The organism is Candidatus Lernaella stagnicola (genome assembly GCA_030765525.1).
Lineage (GTDB): Bacteria > Lernaellota > Lernaellaia > Lernaellales > Lernaellaceae > Lernaella > Lernaella stagnicola.
On the sequence record JAVCCK010000020.1, the window covers coordinates 1 to 15995 of the forward strand.

The 15995-nt window shown below is 58.1% G+C and carries 15 protein-coding genes; 11 read left to right on the forward strand and 4 right to left on the reverse strand.

Going from position 1 to position 15995, the window contains the following annotated elements:
- The 3 genes from P9L99_08750 to P9L99_08760 form a co-directional block, all read left to right on the forward strand.
- Positions 1–1058, forward strand: a 1058-nt coding sequence (locus tag P9L99_08750; GenBank protein MDP8223434.1) for a hypothetical protein, incomplete at its 5' end; no start/stop codon positions are given.
- A 129-nt stretch (positions 1059–1187) separates the two neighbouring features.
- The gene (locus P9L99_08755; GenBank protein ID MDP8223435.1) at positions 1188–1532 is read left to right on the forward strand and encodes a DUF5684 domain-containing protein; all 345 of its coding nucleotides are present in this window, start codon (positions 1188–1190) and stop codon (positions 1530–1532) included.
- 90 nt (positions 1533–1622) lie between these two features.
- Positions 1623–2558: an alpha/beta hydrolase gene (locus P9L99_08760; GenBank protein MDP8223436.1), complete on the forward strand. Its 936-nt coding sequence runs from the start codon at positions 1623–1625 to the stop codon at positions 2556–2558.
- Here the strand turns inward: P9L99_08760 and P9L99_08765 are convergent.
- On the reverse strand, positions 2528–2779 hold the full coding sequence (locus tag P9L99_08765) for a phosphopantetheine-binding protein (protein ID MDP8223437.1): 252 nt from the start codon (positions 2777–2779) through the stop codon (positions 2528–2530). The genes P9L99_08760 and P9L99_08765 overlap by 31 nt on opposite strands.
- A gap of 2 nt (positions 2780–2781) precedes the next feature.
- The gene (locus P9L99_08770) at positions 2782–4071 is read right to left on the reverse strand and encodes a tetratricopeptide repeat protein (protein ID MDP8223438.1); all 1290 of its coding nucleotides are present in this window, start codon (positions 4069–4071) and stop codon (positions 2782–2784) included.
- A 477-nt stretch (positions 4072–4548) separates the two neighbouring features.
- On the opposite strand from P9L99_08770, the gene P9L99_08775 reads away from it, so the two are divergent.
- Positions 4549–6876 (forward strand): hypothetical protein, encoded by a 2328-nt coding sequence (locus P9L99_08775; GenBank protein MDP8223439.1) that lies wholly within the window; start codon positions 4549–4551, stop codon positions 6874–6876.
- 13 nt (positions 6877–6889) lie between these two features.
- Here the strand turns inward: P9L99_08775 and P9L99_08780 are convergent, their stop codons facing one another.
- Together P9L99_08780 and P9L99_08785 are read right to left on the reverse strand one after the other, a co-directional pair.
- Positions 6890–8137, reverse strand: a complete 1248-nt coding sequence (locus tag P9L99_08780) for a beta-ketoacyl-[acyl-carrier-protein] synthase family protein (GenBank protein MDP8223440.1) — start codon at positions 8135–8137, stop codon at positions 6890–6892.
- A gap of 33 nt (positions 8138–8170) precedes the next feature.
- A complete protein-coding gene (locus P9L99_08785) occupies positions 8171–8704 on the reverse strand; it encodes a helix-turn-helix domain-containing protein (GenBank protein MDP8223441.1) in 534 nt (177 codons plus the stop codon).
- A 209-nt stretch (positions 8705–8913) separates the two neighbouring features.
- Here P9L99_08785 and P9L99_08790 point away from each other — a divergent pair, with 209 nt between their 5' ends.
- The 7 genes from P9L99_08790 (at position 8914) to P9L99_08820 (ending at position 15970) form a co-directional block, all read left to right on the forward strand.
- Positions 8914–9957, forward strand: a complete 1044-nt coding sequence (locus P9L99_08790; GenBank protein ID MDP8223442.1) for an ABC transporter substrate-binding protein — start codon at positions 8914–8916, stop codon at positions 9955–9957.
- 155 nt (positions 9958–10112) lie between these two features.
- Positions 10113–11168, forward strand: a complete 1056-nt coding sequence (locus P9L99_08795; GenBank protein MDP8223443.1) for an ABC transporter substrate-binding protein — start codon at positions 10113–10115, stop codon at positions 11166–11168.
- Between the two features lie 175 nt (positions 11169–11343).
- Positions 11344–12186: a hypothetical protein gene (locus tag P9L99_08800; protein MDP8223444.1), complete on the forward strand. Its 843-nt coding sequence runs from the start codon at positions 11344–11346 to the stop codon at positions 12184–12186.
- Positions 12187–12332: 146 nt separating this feature from the next.
- Positions 12333–13022: a hypothetical protein gene (locus tag P9L99_08805; protein MDP8223445.1), complete on the forward strand. Its 690-nt coding sequence runs from the start codon at positions 12333–12335 to the stop codon at positions 13020–13022.
- A 177-nt stretch (positions 13023–13199) separates the two neighbouring features.
- Entirely contained in the window at positions 13200–13796 is a 597-nt protein-coding gene (locus P9L99_08810; protein MDP8223446.1) for a hypothetical protein, read from the forward strand.
- The gene (locus P9L99_08815) at positions 13793–14419 is read left to right on the forward strand and encodes a hypothetical protein (GenBank protein ID MDP8223447.1); all 627 of its coding nucleotides are present in this window, start codon (positions 13793–13795) and stop codon (positions 14417–14419) included. The genes P9L99_08810 and P9L99_08815 overlap by 4 nt, the downstream gene beginning before the upstream one ends.
- Positions 14420–14497: 78 nt before the next feature.
- Positions 14498–15970, forward strand: coding sequence for a serine/threonine-protein kinase (locus tag P9L99_08820; protein ID MDP8223448.1), 1473 nt, complete (start codon positions 14498–14500; stop codon positions 15968–15970).
- Positions 15971–15995: the final 25 nt, after the last annotated feature.

A 15995-nucleotide genomic window follows, 5' to 3' on the forward strand; every position in this document is an offset into this window, starting at 1 on the left:
AACTCAACGATGAGAGCCTGTTGCACTTCGCCCTCGATGGCGGCGGCGCGCCCGATTTCAGCGTCGACCTGATGACCTTCGAAACCGAACGTTCGCTGGTTGCCGCGGCCGGAAGCGTTTCGCTGGGCGTTGCCGTGATTCAAAGCACGGGCCACGATGTTTTCGCCACGGCGTTCAACTCCACAAACGGCGAGACGGCATTGTGGACCTACGATTTCGACGAAGGCTTCACGCTGCTCAGCGGTGCACTCGACGTGGCCGCCGACGGTTCGGTTGTTGTGGCCGGGGCGCGCGATCCGGTCGCCGAAACGACCTTGCTTGTCGTGCTCGACGGCGCCACGGGCGTCGAATTACGTCGGCTGGAACAAGCCGCCAACATCAGCACGGTTGAGCTTTCCGATGACGGTGCGCGCGCCGTTTTCACCGAAGGCGCGACGGCAAGCGTTGTCGACATCACGAATCTCTCAATGCTCTTTTCCTTTGCGGTGAGCGGCTCCGGCGGAAGACACGGAATCTCGCGTGACGGCAACGCAGTAGCTGCCGGCGGATTCGACGCGGCGGCATACGTGGAGACCGCCAAGGGATGGGAATTGGCCTGGAGCGAAGCCGAAGCGACGCAATGGTACGGCAACGGGCTGGCATTGTCGGGAGACGGCGAGACGCTCTTCGCGGTCAGCCGTAATTACTCGAACAACCTGGATTTGACCTACCGCGTGATCGACTTGGTATCCGGCGCTGAACTCGCTCGCGCCACGACCAACGGCACGGGTTCGTTTCAGGACTCTCCCTGGCGGGCCCGGGTGTCGGCGGACGGCGCGGTGCTGGCCATCGCCTCGTGGGGATTGGAAAACAACGCTCACCCCGAGGTGCAGATATTCGATCGCGCCGCGACGGTTATCGGCGGCGTCGACATGCCCGGCTCGCCCTTCGACCTCGACCTCTCTGCCGACGGTCGCTACCTTCTGGTCGGGGGCAAAGCGGTACACGCTAACGACATGGGCAGCGGCGGCGACGTGTTTCTTTGCGATATCGAAGCCTTTCCGACGAGAAACCGCTGACAATCTCGCACAGCGAGATATTTTCGCGGATTTTCCCGTGAGCCCGTCTTGTTCTCGTGCGGCGAGGCGATATACTGAACTGGAATGCACGTTTCTAACCGCAAACCATAACGTGAGGAGAGGACTACGATGAACGCTGTTGTTTTGCTCGTGTATCTGGCGATTGTCGTTCTTTGGGTTGTCGGCCTCTGGGTCGTGTTCACGAAGGCAGGCGAACCCGGCTGGGCGGCGATTATCCCCATCTACAATCTGATCGTACTACTGAAGATTACCGGCAAACCGGTGTGGTGGGTGATTTTGATGTTCATTCCGCTGGTGAACTACATCATACTTCTGCTCGTTTCACTCGCGATGGCGCGGGTGTTCAACAAGGGCAGCGGTTTCGGTGTCGGCCTGTGGTTGCTTCCCTTCGTATTCTATCCGATGCTGGCGTTCAGCGACGCCCAATACGCGGGGCCTGAAGCGGCCGCATAGACATTCTGCGGTCATAGGCAAAAAGCCTAATGCGCTCCCGCGCGCCCTTGGGTGCGTGGGGGCGTTTGTATATTTCCTGAGGCATGGCAAGTGAGAAAAGCGTTCAAAACCGGTTGCTTGTTGACGGCCGCGCTGCTGACTATTTTCGTGGCCGTGGCGGCGGTGCTGACCGGGCGCGCCTACCTCAAACGCAGCCGGGAAGCAAACAATCCGCCACCGGTTCTCGGCTGGGATTTCATCGATTTTCGCCCCGACTTACGCTACGTGCCCGAAGACGAATCCGATAGCGACCGCCACACCCTGGATCTCTTCCTACCCCGCGAAGGCGAAGGATGGCCGCTGGCTGTCGTCGTGCACGGCGGGTCGTTTTTGTTCAACAGCAAGGCCACGTTGGCCAACGTCGGCGTCGCGCTGGCACGGCACGGCGTGGCCGCGGTGGTGGTCAACTACCGGCTGGTGCCCAGCGCCTGGCCGCCGGGGCAGATGAACGACGTCAGCCGCGCGGTGGCGTGGGCGTTCCAACATGCGGAACAATACGGCATCGACCGGCAGCGGATCTTTCTGGTGGGACACAGTGCCGGGGCCTTTCTTTCGGCTTTGGCCGTGTTTCATCCGAAAGGCCTGGGCGGCGTCGGGATCGATCCGCGCGACCTGGGCGGCGTCGTATTGATATCCGGCTTCTACGATATCTATTCCGTGCCCTTGCCGCAGCGCTTTGCCTTTGGCTTTTCCCCGCGGAGTTGGCATGAGGACTCGCCGATAAATCACCTGACGCACAACACGCCGCGCCTGGTCATTGTTTACGCACAAGACGACATCGAACGGCCCGCGCCGATCGCCGAACAGAGCAATCGTTTTTTTGAAGCCGTGCGGGAGTTGGGTATCGACGCACAACTCATCAAGATGGCGGGCGAGGATCATCAGACGATCATGGGGCGCATCGGCCGCCAGCCAAGCGAAACCCTCAACCTACTGCTGGCGATGATGAAAGAGGATCAGCCCGAGACGCCCTTGCCTTCCAAGTAGGCGGCCATCGCATCCAGGCTGTTGAAATTCTGCTCGACGACTTCGAAATGCGGCACTTTGATGCCGAAGGTGTCTTCCAGGCTGACCACCAGATCCAGAATCTCCAGCGACGAAAGCACGCCGAGCACAAACATATCCTCGTCGTCGGCGAAATTCGGTAAATCGTCGTCCGGCTTGATTTGCTCGGCAATGATGGCGCGTAAGCGATCCTGGAGGCGCATGGTTATTGGCTTCGCCCCTTCTTTTTCAGTTGCTCGATTTTTTCCAAGTCGGCCAGCGCCTCTTTCGCGCGACCCTGCGCCTCGAATACCGCCATGCGCATCTGGTACAGGGCCATCGACTCCGGATACTCGGCGATCATGTCGTTGATGATCTGCAGCGCCGCTTCCGGCTTTTTCTGGCCGAGTAAAACCTTCGCTTTGTTCAACTTCGGTTCCGGCGCCTTGGGCGCGATGGCGATCGCGTGATCGAAATCGGCGAGCGCTTCATCCAACCGGCCCTGGGCTCCGTGAAGTTGGCCGCGCAGCGTGTAGCCCTGCCATTCGTCCGGCGTGCGGCGAATCAGTTCGTTGAGCGTGGCCAGCGCCTCGGTCGGTTTTTTCAACGTGCTTTGCACGAGGCTCATCATGACGTACCAATCAGGAATATCCGCGCAAACCTTGCGGGCTTCGACAAGCACTTTTTCGGCCTCGTCGATGCGACCCAAGCCCACCAGCAAGTTGGAAATGTTGAAATACAACTCGGCAACCTGCGGTGCCAGCGCCAACGCTTTGCGGTAATCGGCGAGGGCGGCCTCGTATTCCTTGTACGCTTCACGCACCGCGGCGCGACCGAGGTAACCGTAATAAAGTTCCGGCGCGATCTGCACGGACTTATTGATGTCGCGCTTGGCGTTGACCGGGTCGCCGCGCAGCACGTACAGGCTGGCCATCTCCAGGTATGTTTTGTACGGGCGCTTGTCGTTCTCCAGCGCGATTTTGAATTCGGCCATGGCCTCGTCGTATTTGCCGCGAATGCGAAAAATCGCGCCGCGGGCCCGATGGTAGTCCGAAATTTTCGGATCGAGGGCCAGCGCGGCCTCAATATCGGTCATGGCGCTATCGACTTTTCCCTGGGCCAGAAACACAATGGCCCGCCCATAGAGCGTGGCCGCGTTTTGATTCAATTCGACCCCGCGGTCGGCGTGTTTCTTGGCCAATTCAACGGCCCTTTGGCGGGCGTACACCAACGCGAGCAACGCATGGGCTTCGGCGAGCGTTTCGTCTATCTCGAGCGCGGCTTTCAGATCCTTCTCGGCATCCAGAACCCGGCCCATTTCGAAATTGGCTTCGGCCCGTAGGTGCAGGCCGTCGACGGAGCTCGAGTCGCCTTCATTTTCAATCGTTTGCAACGCTTTGATATATTCTCGCGCCTGGATTTGCGCGCGTGCGTCTTCGATCCATCCAGCCTGCGCTGCCGTTGTCGCCGTTAGTATTAACAGCGCAACGAGCAGTCCCAGTTTGGCTTTGCGCATGGCAGTCCCTCCCGAAATTTGCCGCGAGCTTAGCACGTTTATCGCGAAAAATAACCCGCTGCCGGGAATGCTCCGGCGTGGTCGATCCGGCTCAAAAAGGTCGAACTGCGCGCTGCGGAAAAAGATTTCCCAGACTGTAGAATTCGCTGACTCGTTATCTCGGCGGCCCGTCTACGGTCGCGCGTGTCGCCGCCGTTCCCCTTTTTTACACTCATCGTCTTTCCCGCTTTGGTGCGCCGGTGTTCTTCGCGTATGCAGCGCTTGGAAGCAAATCCGCTGTTGAATCGCACCGACGAAACAGATATTATCTTTATGGTTCCCGCGCCCGAGATTTTATGCAACGAAGATTAGCGGATAGGCCAGCCGCGAAATCGACCGAGGCGAGGAGCCGCGCTGAAAAAATCTGCCTGCCTGCGACGCGGCGGGGGGGAGCCTGCAACGACTGCAAGGCTTGGCGTTATGGAACCGAGGTGTCCAATGCGCAAGCCGTTTTGTTGTATTTCTTTTCTTCTCCTCATCATGGTTTTGTTTAGCCTCCTACTCTCTGCTTGCCCGCCCGATGACGACGACGTAATCGATGACGACGACGACCTAATTGATGACGACAATAACGACGACAACGACACCGCCGATGACGACGACGACACAATTGATGACGACGACGACGATGACGACAACGACGATGATGACGACAACGACGATGATGACGATAACGATGATGATGACGATAACGATGATGACGACGACGATGATGACGACGATGATGATGACGACAACGACACCGTGGATGAAATCGTATTCGAACGTCTCTCCGGCGATCACGTCGGTTACGAAGGATTCGACGTGGCAGCCGACGACGGCGCAGCGTACGCAATCGCCACGCGCGGCGCCAATGAAGACGCGGAACTGCTGTTATTGCGCCAACCGTTGGTGGAGGGCGCTCTCGTTGAGTACCACAGTCTGACCGTCGGAGCGGCCTGGCCCCGTATCGTGGTTGTCGAGGCCGGCGAAGTGTTCATCGTTTACTACGACCCAAACACCGACGCCTTGCTCGGCGTGAGCGGCGCGCCCGGCGCTTGGTCTTTTGAAACAATCGCCTCGGCTACGGGAACGGTTTCCCACACATCGATAGCGTCGGATACCGCCGGTCGGATTCACGTCGCCGGGTACGCGGACGAAGTCGGTTTCTTTTACGCCAAGCGTGACGAACAACGCGGTTGGTCGGTGGAAACGATTGCGGACGACGATTTTGCCGGCGCGCAATGTGAAATCACGGTGACACCCGAGGGCGTGCCGGTGGTCGCCTTCCAGCGTGACATGCCCGGCTTGCTCGCCGTTGCCACGCGGAAAGCCGCCGGTTGGGAAATTGCCTTCCTGGGCCCGAATTCGACGAAAGCGAAAGAACTCAGCCTGGCGGTCGACGAATTCGGCGCGGTACACGTAGCGTTCGCTTGCGGCTCGGATATGTGCCTGGCTGACAACGCCGACGGCGAATGGCGAACCGCGGTGATCGATCGGTATATACAAATCGGCGATGAAATCTTCGAACCGGGATTTCGGCCGACGCTTATGCGAGAGTTGGATGGCTCTCTGGTACTCGATTACTACATCAGGGTGACGGAGGACCCGTGGGAACACACCCTCCGCAGACAAGGAAGATTCGAAGGCGGGCATTGGACGCTGGGCAAGCCATGGTGGGAATCGGCTCCTAACTATACGCGTCGCGTTGTATCGGGTTCCCCCGCGAGCCCGCGAATTACCGCGGCGGTGAAGCAGTTATATTCCGTGAAATTCACCAGCGTTAACGGCAGTCTCGATTTCGAAACCATCACCGCGCACTGGCAAAATCGAGACGTCGCCATCGCTCATGGACCCGATGGACGGTTGGCGGCATTAGTGAACTGTGTGACCTACATGAAACAACTCGCGCCGGGCGTTTGGACGCGAGAGGATTTGACGAGCGAATACGGTTACGCGCCGGCGCTTGCCGTTGATACCGGCGGTTTGCCGCATATCGCGTACATCATACCGACTTATGACGTTTACTATGCCCATTTCGACGGCGCGAATTGGGCGCAGACATTGATCGATTGGGTGAATGTGAACCCCGTCGCGATCGCCCTGGATCCGGCGGAGCATCCGCACCTTGTTTACAAAGAGGCGTGCGTGGCGACCTCGGAAACCAATCTCATGCACGCCACAAACACCGGGAGTGGCTGGCAAGTGGAGCAAATCGCCGATATCGGCGACTACGGCGGCGGCGCCAGCTTCGTCATCGACGGCGATGGCGTTCTCCACGCGGCGTTTATTCGCTCGATCCATTTCGATTACGATTTCATGTATGGGAAGAAGCAAGGCGACCAATGGGAGGTGGAAAAGCTGCGTGATATCGCATCCGAACACGCTGCGACCGATATTGCCGTCGACCGCCAGGGAAACGTCTACGCCACAACCTGGGACGACCCCGACCTGGTCATCCTCACCGACCGAAGCGGCGATTGGGAAACGCTGACGTATTCATTTGAGAGCGACCCCTTCGTCGTATTCCAGTCGCTGCAAGTCGACAATCAGGGCGTGATACACCTCGTCTTTTTCGAATGGCACTATCCGTATTCGGGGTCGAGAGTCGTTTACCTCACCGACGACGGCGTAGGCGTTTGGCGCACCGTGGAAATCGGGGATTATCCGGAAACCGACCGAAGCTGGGCGAATATGCTGACCCTGCATCGCGGCGTGCTGCACCTGGCTTACAACGATGATACCGCCGCCTGGCACGTGGCATGGCCCGCGGGATACGCGCCCTAACACGCGACGTGCATCACATCTTGCGAATGACCACGCAGGAATTCGTGCCGCCGAATCCGAAGGAATTTTTAAGTAGAACTTCGGTTTCCTGTTCGCGGCCTTGGTTCGGCACGAAGTCAAGATCGCACTCCGGATCAGGGTTGTCCTGATTGATGGTGGGCAACACCCAGCCGCGCTGCATCGCCGCCAAAGCCAGAACGATTTCAATCGATCCGGTCGCGCCAAACGCGTGGCCGTGCATCGACTTTGTGGCCGAAATGGGAATCTGCGGCGCGCGCTCGCCGAATACCTGCTTGATGGCGCGGTTTTCGGATAAGTCACCCGCTTGGGTAGAGGTAGCGTGGGCCGAGATGTAGTCGACTTCCTCCGGCGTCACGCCGGCGTCGTCCAACGCCAAGCTGATGCATCGTCCCCAACTCTTACCGGTCGGCTCCGGCGCGATGATGTGGTAGGCGTCGTTGGTTTGCGCGTCGCCGAGTATCTCGCCGTAGATCTTCGCGCCCCGCGCCTCGGCGTCTTCCAGCGATTCGAGAACCATGATCCCGCAGCCCTCGCCCTTGATGAGTCCGGCGCGGTCCTTGGTAAAGGGCCGACAAGCCCGGGTCGGATCGGCCGTCGGATTGATGGCTTTCGCACCCGTCAGCGAACCATACATCGCCAGCCCGATCGCCGCTTCGGTGGACCCGGCCACGGCGACCGGCGCGCGTCCGTAGCGCACGTAGTCCGCGGCGATGGACAAGGTCGTGCCGCCGGTGGCGCAGGCGTTAACCACGCCGACATTGGGCCCGCGAAACTTATGTTCGAGCGCCACGAGACCGGCGGGCATGTTCCCGGAAATTTGCATGATCATGAAGCCCGGCATTTCGTGAGCGCGTTTCTCGACGAAGGCCAGGTGCATGGCGCGGTGCCACGTGTAGCTGCCGGTTACCGCCGTGCCGACGAGCACTGCGGTGCGGTCGCGCAGTTCAGTCGTAAATTCGATGCCCGCGTCGGCGATGGCTTCCCGGGCGGCCGCGATGGCGAAGACGACCTCCGGGTCGTAGCGATCGACGAACTTTTCGGGGATGTACTGGGTCCAGTCCAAGTCTCGGACTAGGCCGCCGACCTGGATGGGGATTTTCTCGCCGTATTCGCCCCACATGTATTTGTCGAGCTTGACGATGGCGTTTTTTCCGGCGAAGGCGTTTTCAACTGCCGTCGTGACATCGTTACCCAAAGGGCACACGAGCCCCATTCCCGTAATTACGACACGTTTTTTCATAAGCGCTTCCGTCCCTTTGCCGCCGGCAGCCCGCTAGCGCGTACGCTTGGGCATCAAGGCCACGACGTACACCGTATCGGCGACAAAATGAGTTTTGTGTTCGAAGGCGGCGTCAAACTTGATGGATTGACCGTTGGTTAGTTCGATTTTCTTGCCGTGGATGTCGATCGACATTTGTCCATGGAGGACCCAGGTCACTTGGTATTCTTCCTCGTGCCGGTGCGATTGATGGGCGCGTTGCCCCGCTTTGCCTTGGGCATAGACCAATGACAGGCCGGGGTAGTCAATCTTCCGCCGCCGCACGGGATTAAGAATATCCAAGGTCTCCTCGACCTCTTGGACGATGTACGCCGTCGCCAATTCGAGCATGTTGGCCGGCGTCATGCCGAAGAAATCGGCCAACTTTTTTAAAGTCGCCAGGTTCGGTTGATTGGCGTTGGACTCGATACGGGCCAGCGTGGAGAAGCTAATCCCAGTCGCTTCGGCCAGTTTTTCCAATGTAATTTTGCGGTCGGCCCGCAACTCGCGTAACACTGAAAAATCGTAATCTTTTGCTTCCTGGGCCATGGACTCCACCCTCGTGTTGACTCATCGAAAACGTATTACTCGGTCATCATATCGAGTCTCAAGGTTTTTTCCAGTCACTAGTGAAATAAAATCCTCTGATTTGTTTCATTTGTGCTCAGTTGTTAGCGAACTTCATTAATGATATATTTTATGTCACTTTGTACATTAGCGGGTCGCACGGCGCCCGTTTTTTACCGGAGGTTAATGCAATGTTCAAACAGTGGGCCGTTGTTGTTTTTTTGGTTGCGATCGCACTGGTTTGGGGAACAACCGCCGGCGCTCCTCCTCAAGCAGCGGCGCCGATCAAAGTCGGCGTTTCGCCGGTTGTTTCATCGGCGGGTTTCTATTTGGCCAAGCTGCGCGGCTATTTTGACGAACAGGGTGTAAATGTTGAGTTGTTATCCTTTGGCGGCAGCGGTCCGGAGATTATTCCTTTTGTGGCCAGTAACCAATTCCAGGTTGGCGGCGGTTCGGTTTCGCCGGGCATGTTCAACGCCATCGCCCAAGGCAACGAGGTAAAGATCGTCGCGGACAAAGCCAAAATCGATCCCGACGACGCCCACGACGCTTTCCTAGTACGGCAGGATCACATTGATTCCGGGCGCTACCGTACGCCGGCCGATTTGAAGGGCATGACCATTGGACTGGCATCGAAGGGGCGGACCAACATCCTGGTGATCGGCCTGGAGCGGATGTTGAAAAAGCACGGGCTGACGTTGAACGACGTCGAGCTCGTGGGCGCACCGTTCCCGACCCAACTTGCCGCGTTAAACGGAAAAAGGATCGACGCCGCATGTTCCATCGAGCCTTTTGTGGCCAAAGCCGAACAGGCGAAACTGGCCAAGCGTGTCTGGGGATACGAAGAGGTGACACCGGGGTTTCAGGTCGCGGTTGTCTTCTACAGCCCGAGGTTTGCCAAGGAACGTCGCGCGGACGCCGAGAAATTCATGATCGCCTACATCAAAGGGCTGCGTGATTACATCAACGCGTTTCGTTACGGTATCGGCACAGAGTCGGTTATCGCCGATTTGGCGAAAGTGTTGAAGGTCAAGGATAAAAGCCTTTACCGGCGAATGCGGGTGACGGGATTCGATCCCAACGGTGGAGTGGACAAGCAGAGCATCGCCGAAGCACAGGATTGGTTCGCGGCGCAAGGCTTGATTCCCCACACTGTCAAAGTCGACGGCATTGTGGATGACAGTTTTTGGAAAAAGGCCGTGGAAGTTTTGGGCGACTTTCAGCCGCCAAAATGAAAGGCGTCGGTCACTCTTTCTGTCAATAAGATAGTACAAATATCTCACTACTGATAAAGATGCTTGCCAAATACGTTCAGTTATGGGATAAAATCACCCATGATTGGTTTGCGGATCTGATGAACAATCCTATTGCATGTCGACGGAGGTTGCGGATGTCGAAAACAAAAGTCGTTACCACGTTCTTGGTATTCACGCTGGCCGTAATGTTTCTCGCGGTCGCCGGATTCGTCAGCGCCCAGCAGCAACCGACGATCAAAGTGGGTGTGGCGCCTACGACGTCGTCGTCCGGTCTGTATCTGGCGAAGCTACGCGGCTACTTCGAGGAACAAGGCCTGAAGGTGGAATTGGTCGGCTTCGGCGGCAGCGGAGCGGAGATGATTGCCTTGATTGCCGCGGATCAGTTTCAAGTCGGCGGCGGCTCGTTAACACCGGGCATTTTTAACGCCGCGGCGAAAGGCATGAAGGTCAAAATCGTCGGCGACAAAGCGCGGATCATCGCCAATCCCGATGAATCACACGACGTGATCCTCGTGCGGCAAGATCATGTGGATAGCGGCCGATACAAGGGACCGAAGGATCTGAGAGGCATGAAGGTGGCGATGGGCAGCCCCGGTTACACCAATTGCATGATCATCGGTTTGGACCGCCTGCTGGTAAAGCACGGCATGTCGATCGCCGACGTGGAAGTGATCGGCGTGAAATACCCGGCGATGATCGGAGCGTTGCGGGCCAAGCAAGTCGACGCGGCTTGTGCGCTGGAGCCTTTTGTTGCCAAGGCCGAGCAAATGGGTTTGGCGAAATGTGTCCAGGGTCTCGGCGAGACGATGCCGAACTTCCAGGTGGCGGTGATCTTCTACAGCCCGGATTTTGCCGAAAAGCACCGGGCGGACGCCGAAAAGTTTATGATCGCTTACGCCAAGGGCTTGCGGGACTATAAGAACGCCTTTGAACACGGCGTGGGTACCGAGGGCGTCATCAACGACCTGGTTAAGGTTCTCAAAGTAAAGGATCGGGACCTGTACAAAAAAATGCGGGTCGTGGGTTTCCATCCGGACGCTTGTCTGGACATGGAGGACATCGCCGAAGCGCAGGAGTGGTACAACGCACACGATCAGGTTCCGAATAAAGTGAACCTCGACGAACTGGTTGACAATTCCTTTTGCGAGCACGTTCGTAAAACGTTGGGCGAGTTTAAGCCGGGCGAATAAATATTCCATGACGCTAGGCGGCTCGCGGAAGACAAGTCCGCGGGCCGTTTTTTGTTTACGAAGCCCGTTACAGGCCATGTCTTCTCTATTTGCTTCCTTTCCAAACCCTGTATAAAATGAAAATCACGGTGCATTAGCGACCATTGCTTGTATATTGTGATTTTGGGGGTGCGGGATGTTGTATCTCATTTTGGCCTTGGTGATCGTCGTGCTGACGAGCCTCGTCTACTTGTTGTTTCGCCTCAAATCGATCGGCCGGGATGTCCTGCAGCGCTCGCTGGACAGAGCGAAAAAGCTGGCCGAACAAGGGCGGGCTAACGACGCACTGGGTTTGCTGTATCGTTCGCTTCGCGCGAACGGTTGGGATTACGACGGCTATAAGTCGAGGCGCAGACCCGACCAAAAAACGACAATCAGCAACATGGAACCGACCTTCACCCAGATCGCCCGGTTGCTGCACGCCATGCCGCGCAACAATTTCCACTGGGTTGCCGAACATCTTTATTATCTGTCCGAACTCTACAAAACTCTGGACATGAAGCAGGACTTGGCTCGCTTGATGCTCGATTTGCGCTCCTTCGTGGAGAAATTCGGCAACGCCCTCAATCGTATTCACCGCGCCGACTTGCTCAGCCGCGTGAGTCACGAGCAAGCGTTGATCGAAATGGAAGAGCGAAACTTCCGCAGCGCCATCCACATGGAAGCGGCCGCGTACTTGTATCGAGTCGAGCAGTATCATCACGAGGGCGACGTCGAACGACTGCAAAAACTGGTTCCTTATAAACCAAGCCAAATCATGCAGGACGCGCTCGGCGCGATGGAGCGTCTCGATGACCTTGAGGATATCGGCAAAATCGTCGAAGGCGGCATTGTCGACAACGGCGCGCGCGTCGATGTGCCGCGGGTGTTCCGTGATTTGGACGACGCCCTCCGGGGTCGCCAGACGAAGACCTCGCGTGACCGCGAAATGGCGAAGATGATCTACCAGCGTGTGTTGGAAAAATCCGAAGGAAACTAAAGCAAGGATTTCATCGGAATCCATTCTCGATATCGACATTGTCGACAGTGTGGTAAGTTGGAACTCGACCGAGCCCGAACGGTGGCATGGGCTCGGCGCTTCAAATCAAAACTCGTAAGAAACAAACAGTCGATGGGGAGGCCAATATGGGAAACATAGACCTCGAAAAAGCGTTTTCGCACGCGTGGGAAACTTTCGCCAAACATCCGGTGCCGATGATCGTAGGTGGGTTGCTGATGATGCTTGTCAGCGCCGTGAGCGCGTTTTTGCTCTACGGCGTGATGGCGGGCGGTATGTTCCTGATCATCAAGAAAGCCTTTGAGGGGCAGGAACCGCAAATCGGCGACGTGTTCGGCGGTTTCTCTTTGTTCGGCAACTTGTTTCTGGCGTATCTGTTCGCCGCGCTGGTGGGAATTGTCGGCTTGTTGCTCTGCTGCGTCGGCGTGATATTCACGATTCCACTCGTCGTGTTTTTGTTCCCGTTGATCATCAACGGTTTCACTACCGGCGAAGCAATCAGCAAGAGCTGGGAAGGTTACAAGAAAAACTTCGTCGGCTGGTTCGTCGTTTCGTTGATCAGCGGCGTATTGGTCAGCGTCGGCAATATGATCGCTATTGGATGGATTTTCACCATCCCCTTCTCGATGTGCTTCACCTACGCCTGTTTCCTCCAGGTTTTTGCCGAACCGGAAGCGGCGGCCATGCCACCTGAAGCGCCCGCGCAACCGGCGCCCCCAGTGGCCGAAGAGATGGCGGCCCCGGTAGAGCCGGCGGCGCCCGTTGTCGAGCCGACGACGGAAGAACCCGCGGGCGAAGACGAAAAGCCAAGCGAATAATTCGACATTGTTTCGGGGCCGGGTTTCCCGGCCCCGAAACTTTCTAACAGCCGTCGCTGCGAGTGAGCGGACCTCTCGTGGCGGCCGGACGTGTCGGGTTGAAACGCGTGAGCGAGTTTCGCTTATCGCGATGCTAAGTCTGTTAGCTTTATGGACCGAATGACTCAACCAAACGATATGCTTCAACCGACAACGGGGCGTCTGGATCTGCATGCCGCCGCCGGTGACGCGCTTGTCGTGTTTTTCGCCCGCGGCTGGGTACTTTGGGCGGCATCGTTGATTGTCGTGTTGTTGGGCGTGCCAAGCATGGGAATCCTCTTCGGCCCGTTGTTTGGAGGCTTGTTTTTGATGGCCGCCGCGGCGCTCGATGGGAAGCGGCCCCGCGTTCGAGACGTATTCGGCGGCTTTCGTCATTTCGTCCGGTTCTTTGCCGTGGCGGCGATATGGTCGATCGCGCTCATACTCGGCACGATGGCTTATGAAATCGGTGCGGTGTTGTCCAACGCGCTCACCTTGTTGTTGTTTCCGGCGATTGTCGACGAATGCGGCCCCGCTCTCGCGTGGAAACGCAATTGGCGGGCCTTCGTCGCGCACCCGGTCGTGTTTTTGTTCGTCTGGCTTTTGGAGTGCGGTTTGATTGTGCTGATCAACCTCACCGCGCGCTCGACGTGGATTTTCCCGGTCCTGTTGTTCGCGATTGTCTTGCCGCCCTTGGCATTATTCAAAATTGGGTTATATCGACTGCTCTATCCGAGCAACGGGGCACCGGCATGAACCGTATCGATATCAGTGAGGCGATGGCGAACGCATGGCGCGTGTTCACGCGGAACTTAACACCGCTCGTGATCGGTATGTTGATCTCCGGCGTGGTAACGCTGATTAGTTTGGGGCTCTTATTCGGTGTGATGAGCGCCGGATTCTACGTCATTGTTCGCAAATCGTTCGCCGGGCAAGAGGCGAGCGTCGGCGACGTGTTCGCCGGCTTTCAGGATTTCTGGCGCTATTTTTGGGGCGGCTGGCTCGCCGCACTGCTTGGAGTGGCGGGGCTGTTTATGTGTTGCGTGGGCGTGTTTCTCACCGCGCCGATCATCCAGTTCATGTACGCATTGCTGGTGCACGGATGCGGCCCAACCGAAGCTGTCAGCCTGAGTTGGAGCAAGTTCAAGACGCACACCGGCGGATTCTTCGCCTTGTTTTTCCTCTGCTACGCGCTGAATGTCGTCGGCGGATTCGTGCCGCTGGCCGCGTTTTTCACGGCGCCGCTTGGCGTTTGTTTGACTTACGCCGGATACGTGCAACTTTTCGGGGTGGGCGACCCGCATCTGCCGCCCGCGGTTTTGATCCCAACTGTCGCGGAGGCGCCGCAGTACCCGTCGTCGACTTCGTCGCCAGAGTAAGCAAGCTTACACGCCAACACCGGCGCGCAACATAAGTCGGTCGCGGCGACGTCTTTTATTTTGTAGGATTCACGCATCATGCAACTAGGCAAAATCGGCCCGTATCGCTTGCTTAAGTCGCTGGGCAGAGGCGGCATGGCCGAGGTGTTTGTTGCGCGTAAAGTTGGGTCGCTTGGCGCCAGCCAGCCGGCGGTGATCAAACGCATCTTGCCGCATGAAGCGAAAAACCGCGATTTTGTCATCGCCTTCATCGACGAAGCGCGTCTCGCCAGTCGCCTCACGCATCCGAACATCGCGCGGGTGTTAGATGTGGGCGAGCACGAGGGCCAGCCGTACATCGCCATGGAATTAGTAGACGGCGTCGATTTGGAACGGTTGCTCGACAACCTCGCCGAGCAATCGCGCCGGTTGCCCGCGCCGTTGGTTGCCTATCTCGGCGCGGAGACGCTGCGCGGTTTGGCTCACACGCACGACTTGCGCGACGAAAGCAATCAACCTTTGGAGGTCGTGCATCGCGACGTGAGCCCGCCCAATATTTTGATCGACCGGCACGGCGCGGTGAAATTAACCGACTTCGGTATCGCCAAGGCGCGGGGGCGGTTGACGCGAACGCGCGTCGGTTTACTCAAAGGCAAGCCGCCCTATTTGAGCCCCGAGCAAGCGCGCGGTGAATCGTTGGACCACCGTTCGGATCTGTTCAGTCTCGGCGTCGTGCTTTGGGAGTGCCTGGTCGGCCGCCGTTTGTTCGACACCGGCGACGACTTGCGCAACCTGGAACTGATTCGTGAAGGGCGCATCGATCCGCCCAGTAAGCACCACGCGGAGGTACAGAGTGACTTCGAACGCGTCGTGTTGAAGCTGCTGGCCCGCGACCCTAACGAACGCTACGGCGACGCACGCGAAGCGCTCGATGACCTTGAGGCGACCGAAGCCTGGCGCCTGGCGCGAGCCGACGAACTCGGGGCGCTGGTGGAGGAAGTCGAGCCGGAAGAACTCAGCCGTTTGCCGCTACCGACAACGGAACTCGAACTCACGTTTCCGCTTCGGCCGGCGCGCAAATGGCCGCGGCTTGCGGCGGGAATCGCCTTTCTGCTGGTGGCGGTCCTCGTCTCTTGGGCGTGGCGAACCGCCGACCGACCGTTGCGACTGCCCTCGGCGGCGGCTTTTGGCGGCAACGTGGAGGGGGCGACGTTGATCCTGCAGCCGGAGCGGGCGGGAACGGTCGCGTTCTGGGACGGTCGGGCGATCGGCGCTACACCTTTGTGGCGGGAATTTCCGCTGGACGGCAAACGGCACGAGTTGGCGTTGACGGCGCCCGGCTACGAGCCGCTGCGCAAGTCCGTAACGTTTTACAAAACCCGCTCGTTTGACAAAAGGACGGGCCAACCGGCGTGGTCCGGATTGTATACCGTGCCGGCGGAGTTCGGCGAGGGTCTGACGATTGCGGGCAGCCGGTGGCAAGCGGGGCAGCAAATCCATTTGCCCGCCGGGCGTCATTTGGGCACAACCTCGGATGGACGGCGTGTGTGGATCACCACACGGCCGCGCTGAGGCGATCTAACTAATAATTCACGTA

What these genes read in the sequence shown, in the direction of transcription:
- P9L99_08755 (MDP8223435.1), top strand. Translation starts at nt 1,188, where the DNA reads ATGAACGCTGTTGTTTTGCTCGTGTATCTGGCGATTGTCGTTCTTTGG.
- P9L99_08765 (MDP8223437.1), bottom strand. Translation starts at nt 2,779, where the DNA reads ATGCGCCTCCAGGATCGCTTACGCGCCATCATTGCCGAGCAAATCAAG.
- P9L99_08770 (MDP8223438.1), bottom strand. Translation starts at nt 4,071, where the DNA reads ATGCGCAAAGCCAAACTGGGACTGCTCGTTGCGCTGTTAATACTAACG.
- P9L99_08775 (MDP8223439.1), top strand. Translation starts at nt 4,549, where the DNA reads ATGCGCAAGCCGTTTTGTTGTATTTCTTTTCTTCTCCTCATCATGGTT.
- P9L99_08780 (MDP8223440.1), bottom strand. Translation starts at nt 8,137, where the DNA reads ATGAAAAAACGTGTCGTAATTACGGGAATGGGGCTCGTGTGCCCTTTG.
- P9L99_08785 (MDP8223441.1), bottom strand. Translation starts at nt 8,704, where the DNA reads ATGGCCCAGGAAGCAAAAGATTACGATTTTTCAGTGTTACGCGAGTTG.
- P9L99_08790 (MDP8223442.1), top strand. Translation starts at nt 8,914, where the DNA reads ATGTTCAAACAGTGGGCCGTTGTTGTTTTTTTGGTTGCGATCGCACTG.
- P9L99_08795 (MDP8223443.1), top strand. Translation starts at nt 10,113, where the DNA reads ATGTCGAAAACAAAAGTCGTTACCACGTTCTTGGTATTCACGCTGGCC.
- P9L99_08800 (MDP8223444.1), top strand. Translation starts at nt 11,344, where the DNA reads ATGTTGTATCTCATTTTGGCCTTGGTGATCGTCGTGCTGACGAGCCTC.
- P9L99_08805 (MDP8223445.1), top strand. Translation starts at nt 12,333, where the DNA reads ATGGGAAACATAGACCTCGAAAAAGCGTTTTCGCACGCGTGGGAAACT.
- P9L99_08810 (MDP8223446.1), top strand. Translation starts at nt 13,200, where the DNA reads ATGCTTCAACCGACAACGGGGCGTCTGGATCTGCATGCCGCCGCCGGT.
- P9L99_08815 (MDP8223447.1), top strand. Translation starts at nt 13,793, where the DNA reads ATGAACCGTATCGATATCAGTGAGGCGATGGCGAACGCATGGCGCGTG.
- P9L99_08820 (MDP8223448.1), top strand. Translation starts at nt 14,498, where the DNA reads ATGCAACTAGGCAAAATCGGCCCGTATCGCTTGCTTAAGTCGCTGGGC.